We start from the raw sequence: 16,226 nt of genomic DNA, 5'->3' as shown, positions 1-16,226 counted from the left end.
CGTCCAAGAAGCCGGTCGCGCGCGAAAGCACCCGGGACGGCCGTCCCCGCCGCGTCTACGACGCACCACGCACCCCGTGGGAGCGGCTCAAGGAGTTCGACGAGGCGGACAGGGCCGCCGGCGGCCCCGGCTTCATACCCGACGACAAGCGAGAGGAGATCGAACACACGCTCGCGACCGTGAACCCGGCCGAGCTCGTCCGCCGCATCCACGACATCCAGGACCGGCTCGAAGCACTGGCGGCACCGCGCACCGCGCGGCTGGCCAGACGCATGGGCCCGGACATGGCATACTTGAACAAGACGCTCGCCCGGATCGCGGGCGTCGAACCGGAAGACGACGAAACCCCACAAGCCGACGCGGACTAGGATTTCACGCTCACCACAGGTGAGGCACCACTCCGGATTACGCGCTCATTTTCAAATGAGGCACCTCGATCGGGAAGAAGGGGGCGGCATGGACGCACGCTGGCGCACCGCCATCATGGTCGGGCTGACCGTCACGTTCGCCGGACTCGCCGCCTCGACGATCACCTTCCTGCTGTTGAAGAGAAAGAGCACATCATGACCGACCCCTCCGATCAGCCCACCCAGATCATGCCGACGGCGGTCGGCGACGACGCGGCCGCCGACGCTGCGCCCGCGGCCGCAGCCACGCCCGCGGCCGGCACCGCCGCCGACCGCACCTACCCCGTCGATCCGGCCCGCACCCTCCAGACGGTCCACGACATCCTCGCCACGAGCGCGACGTTCACGCTCGACCGCGAGGACGCGCAGAACGGCGTCGTCGAATTCCACGACTTCGACGACGCGCGCTATACGCTCGCCGTCGCCGCGAGCGCGCAGGGCGGCACCGAACTGCGCATGTCGTCCGTCGGCGACCGCGACGGCCGCCGCGGCGCCGAGTTCTACGCCACGCTCGACCGTCACATGACGATGACAATGGCCGCGCCTGCCGCCGGTCCGACCACCGCAGGCGCGGCGAACGGCACTGCCGACACCCGACGCCTCTCGAAGGCCGCGGTCCTCGCCGTCATCGTGGCCGTGCCCTTCCTGCTCCTGTCGTTCATCTCGCTCGATCTCTACACGTGGGGCCTGCTGGTGTTCTTCACCGTGCTGCCGGCCGCGCTATCCGCCATCGCCATGTACACGACCCGCAGGAGCGGCCCCCGTCGGGGACGTGTCCTCGCCTACGTGGCGGCGGGCATCACCGCCGTCGCGGTCGTCCTCGGCGCTGGCGGCATCATCTGGTCCGGCATCAAAGAGAAGGCCGACCACGAGGCCCTGGAGAAGGAACTCGCCGAAGAGCGCGCCGCCATGTGCGCGTCGGACTACGAGTGGCCGACCACCGGCATGGGCGCGCTGCTGCCCGCCCCGCAGTCCACGAAGGGCGAGGTGTCCAGCGAAAGCTCCGACTATCTGTACGTCGAAGTGTGCGGCGTCGACGACGCGGCCTGGAACGACTATGTGAAGGCCGTGCAGGGCAAGGGCTTCACCGTCGACTACTCGAAGACCGACGACCACTTCAGCGCCGACGACGCGAACGGCAACCACGTCAGCCTCTCGCTCGACAGCGACGAGAAGATCATGTCGGTCACCGTCAGCGCCCCCGACGAGGAAGACGGAACGGACGACGCATCGTCCGACAACAGCTCCACCGACACCGGCGATACGTCCGCGGACACCGGCACGACCACGACCGACGGATCGGCCGCCGACCAGCCCGCGCCGTCGACCTCCGCCGACGGCGTCGACCCCACGTTCAAGGACGCGATGGACAGCTACGAGTCGATGATGAACGAGTACGTCGACTTCATGACCAAGTACGACCAGGACGGCCAGCCGCTCTCGATGGCGGCCGACTACGCCCAGATCATGGTCAAGTACTCCGACGCGATGCAGAAGCTCGACGCGATCGACGAGAACTCGCTGAGCGACGCCGAATTGCAGTACTACCTCGAAGTGACCGCGCGCGTCGCCCAGAAGCTCGCCACCGTCGCCCAGTAACACAGGACGACAGATCGGGGTGCCTGTCGCGCCGCACGACGCGACAGGCACCTCGACGCATGACGACACCACCGACAGCGAAAGGACCATCATGGGCATCCGCATACGACGCAACGGCGAAGTGGAGAAGCCGGACTTCGCCAAGGCCATCCCCGGCGCCGAGGAGCTGGCCGGCACGCTCAAGGACACGTTCGGCGCGTTCCGCAACGGTCTGGGCATCGCCGAGGCGACGTCCAGCGCGACCTGCGAGGGCTGCGGCGCCGCGCTCGGCGGACGCCGCCACGAGACCGTCCGCTGCGACTACTGCGACCGGCAGACGCAACTGCCGTAACCCACGGAGGACACGACATGGCAATCATCAGGGCATTCTCCGGAGCGCTCGGCGGCACGTTCGCCGACCTGTGGAAGGACATCATCACCGCCGGATCGTTCGACGAATACACCGTCGTCGCCCCCGGCGTGCCGCGCTCCACGAACAACGGGCGCGGATCCAACGACTCCGGGTCGGACGGCGTCATCACCAACGGGTCGCGCATCTACGTGCCGGAGAACACGGCCGCGTTCATCTTCGACCAGTCGGGCATCGAGAACGTGATCGTCGAGCCGGGCGGCTACGTGTACAGCAACGGCGAGCGCAGCCTGCTCGCCGGCGACGGCTTCGGCTCGCTGCTCGACTCGGTGGCGGAGCGCTTCACGTTCGGCGGGCAGCCGGCGCGCACCAAGTACGTGGCGTTCGTCAACCTGCGCGAGATCCGCGGCGTCAAGTTCGGCACGCCCGCCCCGCTCGTCTACCATGACCGCTTCTACGACGCCGACCTGGAGATCCGGGCACGCGGGTCGATGGCGTTGAAGGTCACGGACCCGGTGCGGTTCGTGCGCAACTTCGTCCCGGCGGGCGAGGTCTCGTACTCCTTCTACTCCGACGGCGCACGCCGCCAGATCCTCTCCGAGTTCGTCCAGTCGTTCATCGTCGCCGTCAACTCGCTGTCGGACGAGTACCGCATCTCCCAGCTGCCGGGGCAGGCCAACGCGATCGCCGAGCGGGTGCGCGGCGACGCCGCCAACGCCGGCACGTGGCCGTCCCGGTTCGGTTTCGAGGTCACCGCGGTCGGCATCGAGGGCATCGAGTTCACCGACGACTCGCGCGAGCTGGTCCGCCGCTTCTCCTCCAACCGCATGGACGTGTCCGCCTACGAGGGGATCTCCGCGCAGGCCGGCGGCATGGCCGCCCAGCAGCACATCGCGCGCGGCGTCGAGGAGCATGGGTTCGGCGACGGCGGCGGCATGCTGTTCGGCATGAACTTCGCCCGGTCCGTCGACCCGATGACCGCCGCTGTGCTGGCTGCTCCTGCGGCACAGCCGGCGCAGACACAGCCCGCCCAGCCGGCGATGTCGTTCGACGAGCAGCTCGACGCGTTGCGCAAGCTCAAGGAGCTGCTGGATTCGGGCATCCTCTCGCAGGACGAGTTCGACGCGAAGAAACGCGCGATCCTCGGCCTGTAGTCCGATCTGAAGTCCGGCGCGTCATCCCGGCGTCACGCCGTCATGACGCGCCGTCGCATCATCATCCGTCGTCCCCGCATCGTCCGCCGATGCGGGGACGACGTCGTTTCAGCGTCGGCCGTCGCCGTCGGTGAACATGAGGAACGCGAGCGCCGCGGCGATGGCGCCGCTGGCGAGCGCCCCGGTGATGACGGTCAGCACTTGCATCGCGGTGCCGGGGCCGTCGGCGGCGTCGCCGTCACGGCCGTCGCCGACGGCATTGCGACCGTCGCCGCCCGTCTGTGGGTCGTCGACCAGCGTCTTGATGATGCGGGCCAGGTCACGGTTGTGCGAGCGGACGATCTCGGCGTTGAACACGGTGCGCAACGCCAGATACTGGAGTTTGCTCATCGGCGTGCGGCCGGCTTCGAGGTTGGCGACGGTCTGGCGTGCCACGCCCAGTTCGTCGGCGAGCTGCTGCACGGTCCATCCGGCCACTTTGCGGATGATGGACAGGTTGCTCTGGAACCGTTCGATCATCTGCCGTTCGTGTGCGGGTATCGCCACTGGGCGCCTCCTTTCGACGTCCCCATCATACGCGTTGGTGCGGGATGGCCGCCGTACCCGGGTGGGCGCCGGGGACGGACCGTCCCCGTTGCGGCGACACGCCCGGACTGGTCGTACGGAACCGCGGTTGTCCGACGACACGCCGCCGTTCCGGGGCCTATCCCCTGTTCTGTATGACCAATCCGGGTGTGTCGCGTGGGGTGTCCGTCTTCGGACGCTCCACGCGACACACTCCCCTAGACGGTCGGGTATCCGCAGTGCGCGAAGTCGGGCACCCGGTACCATTTGACCGGATATCCGGCGCCGTGCGCGCAGAACACTGAGTCGGGCGTGTTCTCCAGGTCGGATTCGGGGTCGTAGGCGGCGCGTGCGATCACGTCGGCCTCGTCGTGGGCGGGACGGTAGCCGCCGAACGTGCAGGCGAGGCGTCCCAGTCCGTGCGTATATGCGTTGACGTCCATCGCGTAGTCGCGCATCTCGGAGACGGGGCAGTCGCCTTCGAGCACGGCCATGTCGTCGTCGGGGTCGATGCGGGCCGGTTCGAACGTGCCGGCCATGCGCTGGACGTCGGCCATCGCGCGGCCCAGCATGTCCTGCGGGATCTCCAGCCGAAACCGGTACCAGGGTTCGAGCACGCGGCACCAGCCGGGGTCGACCGGCGTCGGCGCATCGTCGGCGTCGCCGGTATCGTCGCCGCCCGCCGTCCTCGTCGTCGATGACGGCGCCGGCTGTGCCGCCGATCCCCCGTCCGCGTCGACGCCGTATCCGCTGACGTCGCCCTGGGCGCGCGCCATCATCAGACCCTGACGGACGGCCCGGTACGTGGCCTGGCGGAAGTCGCCGCCTTCGGTGTGCTTCTCGTGCGCGCGGCCGGCGACGAGCGTGAGCGTCACGTCGGTCAGCGGCGAGCCGGTGAGCACGCCCAGATGCTCCTTCTCGGCCAGGTGGGTGAGGATGAGCCGCTGCCAGTTGCGGGCGAGCACGTTCTCGCTCAGCCGGCTGGCGAAGCGCACGCCGGAGCCGGGTTCGCCCGGTTCGATGAGGATGTGCGCCTCGGCGTAGTGGCGCAGCGGCTCGAAATGCCCGGCGCCTTCGACCGGGTGCGTGACGGTCTCCCGGTACAGGATGCCGCCGGGACCGAAGTCCACGTCGAGGCCGAAACGGTCGAGCAGCAGCTGGCGCACGACCTCCAGCTGCACGGCGCCCATGAGCTGCACGTGGATCTCCTGGAGCCGTTCGACCCATACGACGTGCAGCAGCGGGTCCTCGTCGTCGAGTTCGCGCAGCGCGGTGAGGCACTTGTGCACGTCGTTGCCGCCGGGCAGCAGCGTGTAGGTGAGGACCGGACGCAGCGAGGGGTCCTCCGCGTCCGCCTCCACGCCCAGTCCCTCGCCGGGGAACGTATGGGTCAGGCCGGTCACGGCGCATACGCCGCCGGCCGGCACCATGTCGGTCACGGTGTGGCGGGCGCCCGAATACACGCGCACCTGGTCGGCCTTCTCATGCCAGACCGGCCGCGCGTCGCCGGCGGCCGTCGCGTCGGTTTCCGCATCCGGCCGCCCGTTCGTCAGCATCGCCTTGGCGCGCAGACGTCCGCCGGTGACCTTGAGCCAGGTGAGCCGGTTGCCCTGCGCGTCGTGCGACACCTTGTACACGCGCGCGCCGAACGCGGCGTCCGATTCGTCGTATTCGGGTTCGCGCGTCCAGCGGGCGAGCGCGCCGACGAGCCCGTCGATGCCGTCCATCCGCAGCGCCGACCCCCAGAGTACGGGGAACACGCGGCGCTGCGCGATCATGCGGCGCACGTCGTCGTCGGCCACGCGGCCGTCCTCCAGCCACGCGTCCATCGCCGTCTCGTCCTGCATCGCGAGCTCCTCGCTCTCCTGCGGCGCGACGTCGCCCTGGAAGTCGATGCACGCGTCGGACAGGCGTCGGCGCAGCTGCGCCATGACCGCCGCACGGTCGGCGCCGGGCGCGTCCATCTTGTTGACGAACACGATCACGGGCACCCGGTAGCGGGCCAGCAGCCGCCACAGCGTGGCGGCGTGGCCCTGCACGCCGTCGGCGGCGGAGACGACGAGCACCGCGTAGTCGAGCACGCGCAGCACGCGTTCGGTCTCGGCGGCGAAGTCGACGTGGCCGGGCGTGTCCAGCAGCGTCAGCGACAGGCCGTCCGTCTCGATGACGGCCGGTTCGGACCAGATGGTGATGCCGCGCGCCCGTTCCATCGCGTCGGTGTCGAGGAACGCGTCGCCGTGGTCGACGCGGCCGAGCCGGCGGATCGTGCCGGTGCGGTACAACAGCGCCTCCGACAGCGTGGTCTTGCCCGCGTCCACGTGGGCCAGGATGCCCGCGACGATCCGTGTCATGCGTCCCTCCTTGCGGCCCGCCGACCGTCGGCGCGCCGCCCACCAGCATACGTTCCGCCGCGCCCATATCCGCCGCCGGTGACGCCGTCGCCGCCGTCGCATCGTCGTCGCCGTCGGCGTCCGCCGCACGCATCGCCGGCGGCCGCCGGTCGTCCGATTCCCGCTGGTACGATGGCATCGCGCCGCGCGGACCCGCCGCGCCGCGGACGGAAGGATGGACGATGACGAACGCATGCGCCGCGACCGCCGGACTGCCGGACGACTACGTCGTGCTCGATCTGGAGACGACCGGCGTCAGCTGGTACCGTGACGCGATCATCGAGATCGGCGCGGTCAAGGTGAGCGGACGCGAGCCGGTCGACACGTTCCAGCAGCTGGTCGATCCGGGACGTCCGCTGCATTGGCGCATCACGCAGCTGACCGGCATCACCGGCGACATGCTCGACGGCCAGCCCATGCTCGACGACGTGCTGCCCGGCTTCCTCGACTGGTGCGGCGACCTGCCGATGGTGGGCCATAACATCGCGCGTTTCGACATCAGATTCATCGACGCGGCGGCGTCCCGCATCCTCGGGACGGCCGTGCCCAACCGGGTCATCGACACGCTGCAGCTGAGCCGCGCGATGTTCCCCGAGCACCGCCATCATCGTCTCCTCGACCTCATCCAGCGTTTCGGCATCGCCGACGTGGAGGAGCATCGGGCGCTGGCCGACGCCGAGCAGACGCGCCTGTGCCTCGAATGGATGCGCGCCCACGGCGCCTGATCTCCCGGCGCGCCGGCGCCCGTCCGACGGCCGGACCGCCGGCTGAACCGCCGACCCCGCAACCCGTGTTCCATCATGCGACGAGCGACATGCCCGCGTCCCGAAGAAGCGGTTCAATGGAGTCATGGCAGAAATGAGATCCGCAAAACTGATGAACGGGCGCGTCTTCGCGGGCGCCCGCGCCCTCTATCGCGCCGCCGGCGTGGACGGCAAGGACTTCGGCAAGCCCATCGTGGCGATCGCCAACTCCTTCGACGAGTTCCTTCCCGGCCACGTCCACCTCAACAAGGTGGGCCGCATCGTCTCCGAGGCGATCAAGGCCGCCGGCGGCATCCCGCGCGAGTTCAACACGATGGCCGTCGACGACGGCATCGCGATGGGCCACACCGGCATGCTGTACTCGCTCCCCTCGCGCGACATCATCGCCGACACCGTCGAATACCAGGTGAACGCGCACTGCGCCGACGCGCTGATCTGCATCCCCAACTGCGACAAGGTCGTGCCGGGCATGCTCATGGCCGCGCTGCGCCTCAACATCCCCACCGTGTTCGTCTCCGGCGGCCCGATGGAGGCCGGCTTCACCGTCCTGCCCGACGGCACCGTCAAGAAGAACACCGATCTGATCGACGTGATGTACGCGTCGGCCGACGACAACCTGTCCGACGAGGACCTGCTCGCCTACGAGAAGACCGTGTGCCCGACCTGCGGTTCGTGCGCCGGCATGTTCACCGCCAATTCGATGAACTGCCTGACCGAGGCGATCGGCCTCGCCCTGCCGGGCAACGGCACGATCCTCGCCTCCCACAGGTTCCGCAGGGAGCTGTTCGAGCGCGCCGGCCGCAAGGTCGTCGAGATCGCCAACCAGTACTACCAGAACGACGACGCGTCCGTGCTGCCGCGCTCCATCGCCACCAAGAAGGCGTTCGAGAACGCGATGACGATGGATGTGGCGATGGGTGGCTCCACCAACACCGTGCTGCACATCCTCGCGATGGCGCAGAGCGCCGACGTGGACTTCACGCTCGACGACATCGAGCGCATCAGCCACACCGTGCCGTGCATCTGCAAGGCGTCCCCGTCCGGTCCGTGGGAGATCTCCGACGTGCACCGCGCCGGCGGCATCACCGGCATCCTGGGCGAGCTCGACCGCGCCGGCAAGCTGCACCGCGACGTGTCCTCCATCGACTATCCGTCGCTCGAGGCGAAGCTGGCCGACTGGGACATCATGCGCGACACCTGCACCGACGAGGCCAAGCGCATGTACCAGGCCGCGCCGGGCGGCATCGTCTCCCCCGACCCGTGGACGCACGAGACGCTGTTCGACGAGCTGGACCGCGACCGCGTCAACGGCGCGATCCACGACATCGACCATCCGGCCGTCACCGAAGGTGGTCTGGCCGTGCTGCGCGGCAACCTCGCCCCCGACGGCTGCGTCGTCAAGACCGCCGGCGTGCCGCAGGAGATCTGGAAGTTCCGAGGTCCGGCGCTGGTCGTCGAATCGCAGGAGCAGGCCATCGAGGTCATCCTCAACGACACGCTCAAGCCGGGCATGGCGCTCGTCATCCGTTACGAGGGCCCCAAGGGCGGTCCGGGCATGCAGGAGATGCTCTACCCGACCTCGTTCGTCAAGGGCAAGGGCATCGGCAAGGAGGTCGCGCTGCTGACCGACGGCCGTTACTCGGGCGGCTCGTCCGGCCTGTCGATCGGCCACATCGCGCCGGAGGCGGCCAACAAGGGCCCGATCGCGCTCATCAAGGACGGCGACATCATCACCATCGACATCCCGGCCCGTCAGGTCAACGTCGAGCTGAGCGACGAGGAGCTGGCCCAGCGCCGCGCCGAGCTCGAGGCCGGCGACGGCTACAAGGCGCACCGCGACCGTCAGGTCTCCCAGGCGCTCAAGGCGTACGCCGCGTTCGCGCGTTCCGCCGACAAGGGCGCCACGCGCGACCCGGAGCTGATCGACCGTCTCTCCGGCCTCGCCTGACCGGCCTCCCGGTGAGGGAACGTCACTGCTGACGGGGGACGTCCCTCACCGGCGGTCCGGTCGCCGTGGTGGCCGCCGGCAACCCTCCACCGGAATATGAAAGGTGCGCGTCCCCTTACGGGGGCGCGCACCTTCTGCGTATATGAGACGACTTCGGTCGGGCCGGACCGTCAGTCGGCGATGCCGTACTCCTTGGCGATCAGCGACCACAGTTCGTCGACCGCCTGGTCGACGACGTCGTTGACGATCGTCACGTCGAACTCCTTCTCGGCGGCCAGCTCGATCCGCGCGGTCTCGAGGCGGCGGACGCGCTGCGCCTCCGTCTCGGTGCCGCGGCCAACGAGGCGGCGCACGAGCTCGTCGTAGCTGGGCGGTGCGATGAACACCGTCAGCACCTCGAGGCCGAGTTCGGCGGCGCGTTCCTTGACGCGGCGCGCGCCCTGCAGGTCGATCTCGAGCAGGGTGGGCGTGCCGGCCGCCAGATGCGCCTCGACGGGCGCCAGCGGCGTGCCGTAGTGGGCCATGCCGTGCACGACCGCGGTCTCGAGGAACTCGCCGGCGGCCTCCTTGGCCAGGAAGTCCTTCTCGTTGATGAAGTGGTAGCTGACGCCGTCGATCTCGCCGGGGCGCGGGGCGCGCGTGGTGGCGGACACGGACATCCAGATCTCGGGGTGCCGCTTGAGCAGCTCCGCCTCGACGGTGCCCTTGCCCACGCCGGCGGGGCCGGACAGGACGATCAGACGGCCGCCGGTGCGGACGGTCTCGGTGGCGGGGGTCGTCATGGTCTCCTCCTTCGCAGGTTCGTCCGCGGCGGTATCGGATGCGGCATCGTCAGATGCGGCATCGGAGGTGGCCGCCTCGGCGGGACGCTCCCCGCCGGCATGGTCGTCCAGATGCAGCAGCACCGGCGTGGACGCCGGCTCCTCGGCCTCGTCCTCCTGTTCGGCGGCTTCGGTGGCCTCCATCAGCGCCTGGCGCACGTCGAGCGAGATCGCCTCGGTTGCCTGCGCGAGCGCGCCGATGTCGGGGCCGTGCGACGAGATGAACCGCGACACGGTGACGAGCACGTTGCCCTTGGTGGCCTTGAACACGGTGCGCAGGTCCTTGGCCTCGGCGCCCTGCCAGCCGTAGCCGGGCGAGAGGATCGGGCCGGTGAACTTGGCGGGGTCGACCCCGCTGTCGTTGATCCACTGGCCGATGGTCGCGCCGATGATCAGGCCGACCGAGCCCATGCCCTCGATGTCGCTGTTGAACTTCTGGGCGGTGCTGGCGATGCCGTACGCGACGGTGCGGCCCTCGTATTCGCCGTGCTGGCGGATCGCGGTCTGCAGGCTCGCGCCCTCCTCGTTGGAGGTGAGGGAGGCGACGAACACGCCGCGCCCGTTGTCGAGCGCGTCCCTGATCACGCCGCGCAGCGACCGTGCGCCGTAGTACGGCAGCATCGTGATCGCGTCGGCGAGCAGGGGCGCGCCCGGCTTGAAGTAGGCGTCCGCGATGGCGGACACGGTGGTCGACAGGCCGCCGTGCAGGCAGTCGACGATGGTGATGATGCCCATCTGCCGGGCGGCGTAGAGCACCCGTTCGAGCGCGGCGAATCCCTTGGATCCGTAGCGCTCGAACATCGAGACCTGGAACTTGACGGCGGCGGCGCGGCCGTTGGCGGCCTGGAGCATGCGCATAGCATACATCTCGGCGCCTTCGGCATCGACGTTGTAGCCCCAGTCCGTGAGGAGCTGGCGGTGAGGATCGATGCCGACGCACAACGGGCCGTACTTGGCCATCGAATTGCTCAGGCGCAGACCGAAGTCCGAGTGCTGAGCACGAATCTCTTCACGACTGAGGCTGCCGTTCATCTCACGCCTTGCCTTCCATTTCGAACAGCTGCTGGGAATGCTCCTGGATGCTCATGATCTGGTAGTCGTTCGCGCGCACGGCCTCGATGGCCATGAGCACGGCGGAGAACTCGGTCATCGTCGTGAACTGCGGGATGTCCGCGGCGATGGCGGCGGCGCGGATCGCGTAGCCGTCGGAGCGTGAGCCGCGCGAGTTCGGCGTGTTGAGCACCATGTCGATGATGCCCTCCTCGATGAGCTCGACGACGTTCTTGCCGATGCTGCCCTCCGCATGGTAGACCTCGACCGGATCGTCCGGATCGGAGTCCATGCGGGTGCTGATCTTGTCGACGACCTTCGAGTCGATGCCGTAGCGGCTGAGCACGGAGGCGGTGCCTTCGGTGGCCCAGATCGTGAAGCCGAGCTCGACCAGGCGCACGGCCGCCATCGGCAGCTGGCGCTTGTCGGTGTCGTTGACGGACACGAACACGTTGCCGCCGGTGGGCAGGCCGCCGTCGTACGCGGCGAGCTGGCTCTTGGCGAACGCGTGCGGGAAGTCGCGGTCGAAGCCCATGACCTCGCCGGTGGAGCGCATCTCGGGTCCGAGCAGTACGTCGACGGTCTTGCCGACGGGCGTGCGGAAGCGCTTGAACGGGAGCACCGACTCCTTGACGGCGACCTGCTGGCCGCGGTGGATGGTGCCGCCGTCGCCCACGGGCAGCAGCAGGCCGTTGGCGCGCTGCTGGGCGATGGTCTCGCCGGCCATGATGCGCGCCGCGGCCTTCGCCAGCGGCACGCCGGTGGCCTTGGACGCGAACGGCACGGTGCGCGAGGCGCGCGGGTTCGCTTCGATCACGTACAGGGTGTTGGCCATGAACGCGTACTGCACGTTGATCAGGCCCTGCACACCGCAGCCCTTGGCGATGGCGTAGGTGCCCTCGCGCAGGCGGCGGATCTGGTCGTCGGACAGGGTCGACGGGGGCAGGGTGCATGCGGCGTCGCCGGAGTGGACGCCGGCCTCCTCGACGTGCTCCATGATGCCGCCGATGTACAGTTCCTCGCCGTCGAACAGCGCGTCGACGTCGATCTCGATGGCGTCCTGGAGGAACTTGTCGATGAGCAGCGGGGAGGGCAGACGGCCGGACACGACGGTGTCGGCCTTCGCCTCGTCGAGCGCGCGGTTGACGTACTTGACCAGCTGGGCGTCGTCGTAGACGATCTCCATGCCGCGGCCGCCGAGCACGTAGCTCGGACGCACGAGCACCGGATAGCCGATGTTGTGCGCGGCCTCGCGGGCCTCCTCAAGGCTCAGGGCGGTGCCGTAGCGCGGCGCGTTCATGCCGGCCTTCTTGAGCACCTCGCCGAACAGCTCGCGGTTCTCGGCCAGGTCGATCGCCTCCGGGGTGGTGCCCAGGATCGGCACGCCGGCGGCCTTGAGTCGCGCGGCCAGCGACAGCGGGGTCTGGCCGCCGAGCTGCACGATGACGCCCTTGACCGGGCCCATGCGTTTCTCGGCCTCGTAGATCTCGAGCACGTCCTCGAAGGTGAGCGGCTCGAAATAGAGGCGGTCGGACATGTCGTAGTCGGTGGACACGGTCTCCGGGTTGCAGTTGACCATGATCGTGTCGTAGTCCTTGCCGAGCTCCTGCACCGCGTGCACGCAGGTGTAGTCGAACTCGATGCCCTGACCGATGCGGTTCGGGCCGGAGCCGAGGATGATCACGGCCTCGCGTTCGCGCGTGCGCAGCTCGGTCTCGTCCGCGTAGCAGCTGTAGTAGTACGGCGTGGCGGCGTCGAATTCGGCGGCGCAGGTGTCGACGGTCTTGTAGACCGGGCGGATGCCGTAGTTCCAGCGCAGCTCGCGCACGGTGTTCTCGCCCTCGTCTCCCAGTCCGCGCAGGTGCGCGATCTGCAGGTCGGAGAAGCCGGCCTTCTTGGCGTTCTTCAGCAGCTTGGGGGTCATCTTTTCGGCGGCGCGGATCTCCATCGCCTTGTCGTTGATGATCGTCAGCTGGCGCACGAACCACGGGTCGATCTTGGTGGCGTCGAAGATCTGCTGTTCGGTGGCGCCGCCCCAGATGGCGCGCTGGATCTGCAGGTAGCGGTCCTCGGTCGGCACGGTGATCGCGTCGAGCAGGTCGGCGACCTCGGTTTCGGTCGGCTTGGGGCCGTCCCAGTTGAAGCCCATGTGGCGCTTGTCGATGGAGCGCATCGCCTTGCCGAGGGACTCCTGGAAGTTGCCGGCCAGGGCCATGGCCTCGCCGACGGACTTCATCGAGGTGGTCAGGCGCGGGTCGGCGCCCGGGAACTTCTCGAACGCGAAACGCGGCACCTTGGTGACCACGTAGTCGATGGTCGGCTCGAAGGACGCCGGGGTCGACTGGGTGATGTCGTTGCGAATCTCGTCGAGCGTGTAGCCGAGGGCCAGCTTGGTGGCGATCTTGGCGATCGGGAAGCCGGTGGCCTTGGACGCCAGCGCTGAGGAGCGGCTCACGCGCGGGTTCATTTCGATGACGATGATGCGGCCGGTGTCGGGGTGGATGGCGAACTGGATGTTGCAGCCGCCGGTGTCGACGCCCACGCCGCGGATGATGGCGATGCCGATGTCGCGCAGCTTCTGGTATTCGCGGTCGGTGAGGGTGAACACCGGGGCGACGGTGATGGAGTCGCCGGTGTGCACGCCGACCGGGTCGACGTTCTCGATCGGGCAGACGACCACGACGTTGTCGTTGCGGTCGCGCATGAGTTCGAGCTCGAACTCCTTCCAGCCTTCGATGCCCTCCTCGATGAGCACCTCGTCGGTCGGCGAGTAGTGGATGCCGGCGCCGGCGATGCGGTGCAGCTCCTCCTCGTCGTGGGCGATGCCGGAGCCCAGGCCGCCCATGGTGAAGCTCGGGCGCACGACCAGCGGGTAGCCGAGCTCGTCGGCGATGCGATCGCATTCGGCGAGCGTGTGGGCGATGCGCGAGCGCGCCGATTCGGCGCCGGCGTCCTCGACGACCTTCTTGAACAGCTCGCGGTCCTCGCCGCGGTCGATCGCTTCGAGCGAGGCACCGATCAGCTCGACGTCGTACTTCTTGAGCACGCCGGCCTCGCCCAGCGCCATCGCGGCGTTGAGCGCGGTCTGGCCGCCCAGGGTCGGCAGCAGCGCGTCGGGGCGTTCCTTGGCGATGATCTGTTCGAGGATCGGGGTGGCGATCGGCTCGATGTAGGTGGCGTCGGCCATGTCCGGATCGGTCATGATGGTCGCCGGGTTGGAGTTGACGAGGATGACGCGGATGCCCTCCTCGCGCAGCACGCGGCAGGCCTGGGTGCCGGAGTAGTCGAATTCGGCGGCCTGGCCGATCACGATCGGACCGGAGCCGATGACCATCACCGATTTGATGTCTGTGCGCTTAGGCATTGCGCTGTGCCTCCTTGGTCGTCTTCATCAGCTCGACGAAACGGTCGAACAGGTATGCGGCGTCGTGCGGGCCGGCGGCCGCCTCGGGGTGGTACTGCACGGAGAACGCGGGGATGTCGACGCACTGCAGTCCCTCCACGACGTCGTCGTTGAGGTCGATATGCGAGACGAACACCTTGCCGTACCTGCCGTTATCGAACGGAGCGTCGACCGTCTCGCCGATCGGCGCATCGACGGCGAAGCCGTGGTTATGGGCGGTGACCTCGACCTTGCCGGTGGTCACATCCTTGACCGGCTGGTTGATGCCACGGTGGCCGAACTTGAGCTTGTAGGTGCCGAAGCCGAGCGCGCGGCCCAGCAGCTGGTTGCCGAAGCAGATGCCGAAGAACGGGTGGCCGGCGTCGAGGACACGGCGCAGCAGCTCGACCTCCGGGTCAGCCTGCTCCGGGTCGCCCGGACCGTTGGAGAAGAAGACGCCGTCCGGGTTGAGGGCCTCGATCTCATCGAACGTGACGGTGGAGGGCACGACGTGCACGCGGCAGCCGCGTTCGGCCATACGGTGCGGGGTCATCGCCTTGATGCCCAGGTCGACGGCGGCGACGGTGAACAGCGGCTCCTTGCCTTCGTACTCGCCGCACGGTTCGATGGTGTACGTCTCCTTGGTGCTCACCTCGTCGTACAGGCTCAGACCCTTCATCTGCGGAGTGGCCTTGACCTCGTCGAGCATCGACTCGACGGTGCGCAGGCGGCCGGCCTCGTCCAGGAGCGCGTCGCCGGAGAAGATCGCGGCGCGCATCACGCCGGCGGAACGCAGGTGGCGCACCAGCTTGCGGGTGTCGATGCCCGACATGCCCACGATGCCCTGGGCCTTCAGGTCGTCGTCCAGCGAGCCGGTGGCGCGCCAGTTGCTCACGTTCGGGCTGGGATCGCGCACGATGTAGCCGGCGACCCAGATGCGGGAGGACTCGGGGTCCTCGCCGTTGATTCCGGTGTCTCCGATGTGCGGGAACGTCTGCACCACGATCTGGCGGTCGTAGCTCGGATCGGTCAGCGTCTCCTGGTAGCCGGTCATGCCGGTGGCGAATACGATCTCGCCGCTCGTCCGGCCGGTCGCGCCGTACGGCTCCCCCACATACACCTGACCGTCCTCGAGTACGAGCACGGCCTCATCTGGGGAAAAAACCACGGCTTCGGAATCAATCTGGTTCACCAAAACCCCCTCAGTTCCTCGGGATAATCGTCATACACGATAGCGGTTTCCGGGGACCCTGGGAACCCGGATGAAACCGCCGTCAAAGCTGTTTTATTCGGACTCGCCGTCCATGTCGGCGTCCACGCCCACGCCCTCGTCCACGGCTTCGGCCGGGACGTCGGTTGCGGGTTCCTCCGCCTGCGCGAGGGCGGACAGCACCGCCTCACGGTCGGAGCACACGGCGCTCAGCAGGCCGTGGATGAACGCCGGGGAATCGTCGTCGCACAGGGTCTTCGCCAACGCCAGCGCCTCGTCGATCGCGACCTTGTCGGGCACATCGTCGTTGAACAGGATCTCCCAGACGGCGATGCGCAGGATATTGCGGTCGACGACGCCCATGCGACGCACCTTCCAGCCGGTGGAATGGTCGTTGAGCGTGCGGTCGATGTCGCGGCGATGGTCGGCCACGCCACGGACGATCTCGATGGCGTAATCGGGAAGCGGGGTCTGCGCGCCCGGCTCGGCGATGCGCTCAGCAAGAAGGGACAGGATGTCCTGTCCCTTCTCGTCCGCTTCGTACAACGTGTTCAGGGCCCTCTTGCGGGCGGTGGAACGTGCCATGAA

Annotated in this window: 11 protein-coding genes and 2 pseudogenes; 6 read left to right on the top strand and 7 right to left on the bottom strand. The window is 68.5% G+C overall.

Going from position 1 to position 16,226, the window contains the following annotated elements; all coding sequences use genetic code 11:
* From D2E24_RS09465 to D2E24_RS09450, 4 genes and pseudogenes are all read left to right on the top strand, one after another.
* A pseudogene (locus D2E24_RS09465) lies at positions 1 to 368 on the top strand (integrase catalytic domain-containing protein); the annotation flags it as partial.
* A gap of 195 nt (positions 369 to 563) precedes the next feature.
* Entirely contained in the window at positions 564 to 2,006 is a 1,443-nt protein-coding gene (locus D2E24_RS09460; protein WP_125969084.1) for a DUF6591 domain-containing protein, read from the top strand.
* A 91-nt stretch (positions 2,007 to 2,097) separates the two neighbouring features.
* The gene (locus tag D2E24_RS09455) at positions 2,098 to 2,337 is read left to right on the top strand and encodes a hypothetical protein (protein WP_125969083.1); all 240 of its coding nucleotides are present in this window, start codon (positions 2,098 to 2,100) and stop codon (positions 2,335 to 2,337) included.
* Between the two features lie 17 nt (positions 2,338 to 2,354).
* Entirely contained in the window at positions 2,355 to 3,509 is a 1,155-nt protein-coding gene (locus D2E24_RS09450) for an SPFH domain-containing protein (protein WP_125969082.1), read from the top strand.
* 108 nt (positions 3,510 to 3,617) lie between these two features.
* Here the strand turns inward: D2E24_RS09450 and D2E24_RS09445 are convergent, their stop codons facing one another.
* Both D2E24_RS09445 and D2E24_RS09440 read right to left on the bottom strand, forming a co-directional pair.
* A complete protein-coding gene (locus tag D2E24_RS09445) occupies positions 3,618 to 4,028 on the bottom strand; it encodes a helix-turn-helix domain-containing protein (RefSeq protein ID WP_125969086.1) in 411 nt (136 codons plus the stop codon).
* A gap of 263 nt (positions 4,029 to 4,291) precedes the next feature.
* Positions 4,292 to 6,424 (bottom strand): elongation factor G, encoded by a 2,133-nt coding sequence (locus tag D2E24_RS09440; RefSeq protein WP_125969081.1) that lies wholly within the window; start codon positions 6,422 to 6,424, stop codon positions 4,292 to 4,294.
* A 221-nt stretch (positions 6,425 to 6,645) separates the two neighbouring features.
* Between D2E24_RS09440 and D2E24_RS09435 the strand changes: the two genes are divergently transcribed.
* Both D2E24_RS09435 and ilvD read left to right on the top strand, forming a co-directional pair.
* Complete coding sequence (locus D2E24_RS09435; RefSeq protein WP_125969080.1) at positions 6,646 to 7,188, top strand: 3'-5' exonuclease; 543 nt, start codon at positions 6,646 to 6,648, stop codon at positions 7,186 to 7,188.
* 124 nt (positions 7,189 to 7,312) lie between these two features.
* Positions 7,313 to 9,175 carry a dihydroxy-acid dehydratase gene (gene ilvD, locus D2E24_RS09430; protein ID WP_125969079.1) on the top strand — a complete coding sequence of 621 codons (1,863 nt, stop codon included), beginning with the start codon at positions 7,313 to 7,315 and terminating at the stop codon, positions 9,173 to 9,175.
* 170 nt (positions 9,176 to 9,345) lie between these two features.
* On the opposite strand, the gene gmk is transcribed toward ilvD, so the two are convergent.
* From gmk to nusB, 5 genes and pseudogenes are all read right to left on the bottom strand, one after another.
* Positions 9,346 to 9,957, bottom strand: a complete 612-nt coding sequence (gene gmk / locus D2E24_RS10685) for a guanylate kinase (protein WP_241222953.1) — start codon at positions 9,955 to 9,957, stop codon at positions 9,346 to 9,348.
* A 153-nt stretch (positions 9,958 to 10,110) separates the two neighbouring features.
* Positions 10,111 to 11,028: pseudogene (gene pyrF / locus D2E24_RS10680) on the bottom strand (orotidine-5'-phosphate decarboxylase); the annotation flags it as partial.
* Position 11,029: 1 nt separating this feature from the next.
* Entirely contained in the window at positions 11,030 to 14,410 is a 3,381-nt protein-coding gene (carB, locus tag D2E24_RS09420; protein ID WP_125969077.1) for a carbamoyl-phosphate synthase large subunit, read from the bottom strand.
* Positions 14,403 to 15,620: a glutamine-hydrolyzing carbamoyl-phosphate synthase small subunit gene (gene carA / locus D2E24_RS09415; RefSeq protein WP_125969076.1), complete on the bottom strand. Its 1,218-nt coding sequence runs from the start codon at positions 15,618 to 15,620 to the stop codon at positions 14,403 to 14,405. The genes carB and carA overlap by 8 nt, the downstream gene beginning before the upstream one ends.
* Positions 15,621 to 15,713: 93 nt before the next feature.
* Positions 15,714 to 16,223 (bottom strand): transcription antitermination factor NusB, encoded by a 510-nt coding sequence (gene nusB, locus D2E24_RS09410; protein ID WP_241222950.1) that lies wholly within the window; start codon positions 16,221 to 16,223, stop codon positions 15,714 to 15,716.
* Positions 16,224 to 16,226 lie beyond the last annotated feature (3 nt).

The organism is Bifidobacterium samirii (assembly GCF_003952945.1).
Lineage (GTDB): Bacteria > Actinomycetota > Actinomycetes > Actinomycetales > Bifidobacteriaceae > Bifidobacterium > Bifidobacterium samirii.
Note: the sequence above shows the minus strand (reverse complement) of the source record. Positions and strands in the feature narration are given on the sequence as shown.

What these genes read in the sequence shown, in the direction of transcription:
- D2E24_RS09455 (WP_125969083.1), top strand. Translation starts at nt 2,098, where the DNA reads ATGGGCATCCGCATACGACGCAACGGCGAAGTGGAGAAGCCGGACTTC.
- nusB (WP_241222950.1), bottom strand. Translation starts at nt 16,223, where the DNA reads ATGGCACGTTCCACCGCCCGCAAGAGGGCCCTGAACACGTTGTACGAA.
- D2E24_RS09450 (WP_125969082.1), top strand. Translation starts at nt 2,355, where the DNA reads ATGGCAATCATCAGGGCATTCTCCGGAGCGCTCGGCGGCACGTTCGCC.
- ilvD (WP_125969079.1), top strand. Translation starts at nt 7,313, where the DNA reads ATGGCAGAAATGAGATCCGCAAAACTGATGAACGGGCGCGTCTTCGCG.
- gmk (WP_241222953.1), bottom strand. Translation starts at nt 9,957, where the DNA reads ATGACGACCCCCGCCACCGAGACCGTCCGCACCGGCGGCCGTCTGATC.
- D2E24_RS09445 (WP_125969086.1), bottom strand. Translation starts at nt 4,028, where the DNA reads ATGATCGAACGGTTCCAGAGCAACCTGTCCATCATCCGCAAAGTGGCC.
- carB (WP_125969077.1), bottom strand. Translation starts at nt 14,410, where the DNA reads ATGCCTAAGCGCACAGACATCAAATCGGTGATGGTCATCGGCTCCGGT.
- D2E24_RS09460 (WP_125969084.1), top strand. Translation starts at nt 564, where the DNA reads ATGACCGACCCCTCCGATCAGCCCACCCAGATCATGCCGACGGCGGTC.
- D2E24_RS09435 (WP_125969080.1), top strand. Translation starts at nt 6,646, where the DNA reads ATGACGAACGCATGCGCCGCGACCGCCGGACTGCCGGACGACTACGTC.
- D2E24_RS09440 (WP_125969081.1), bottom strand. Translation starts at nt 6,424, where the DNA reads ATGACACGGATCGTCGCGGGCATCCTGGCCCACGTGGACGCGGGCAAG.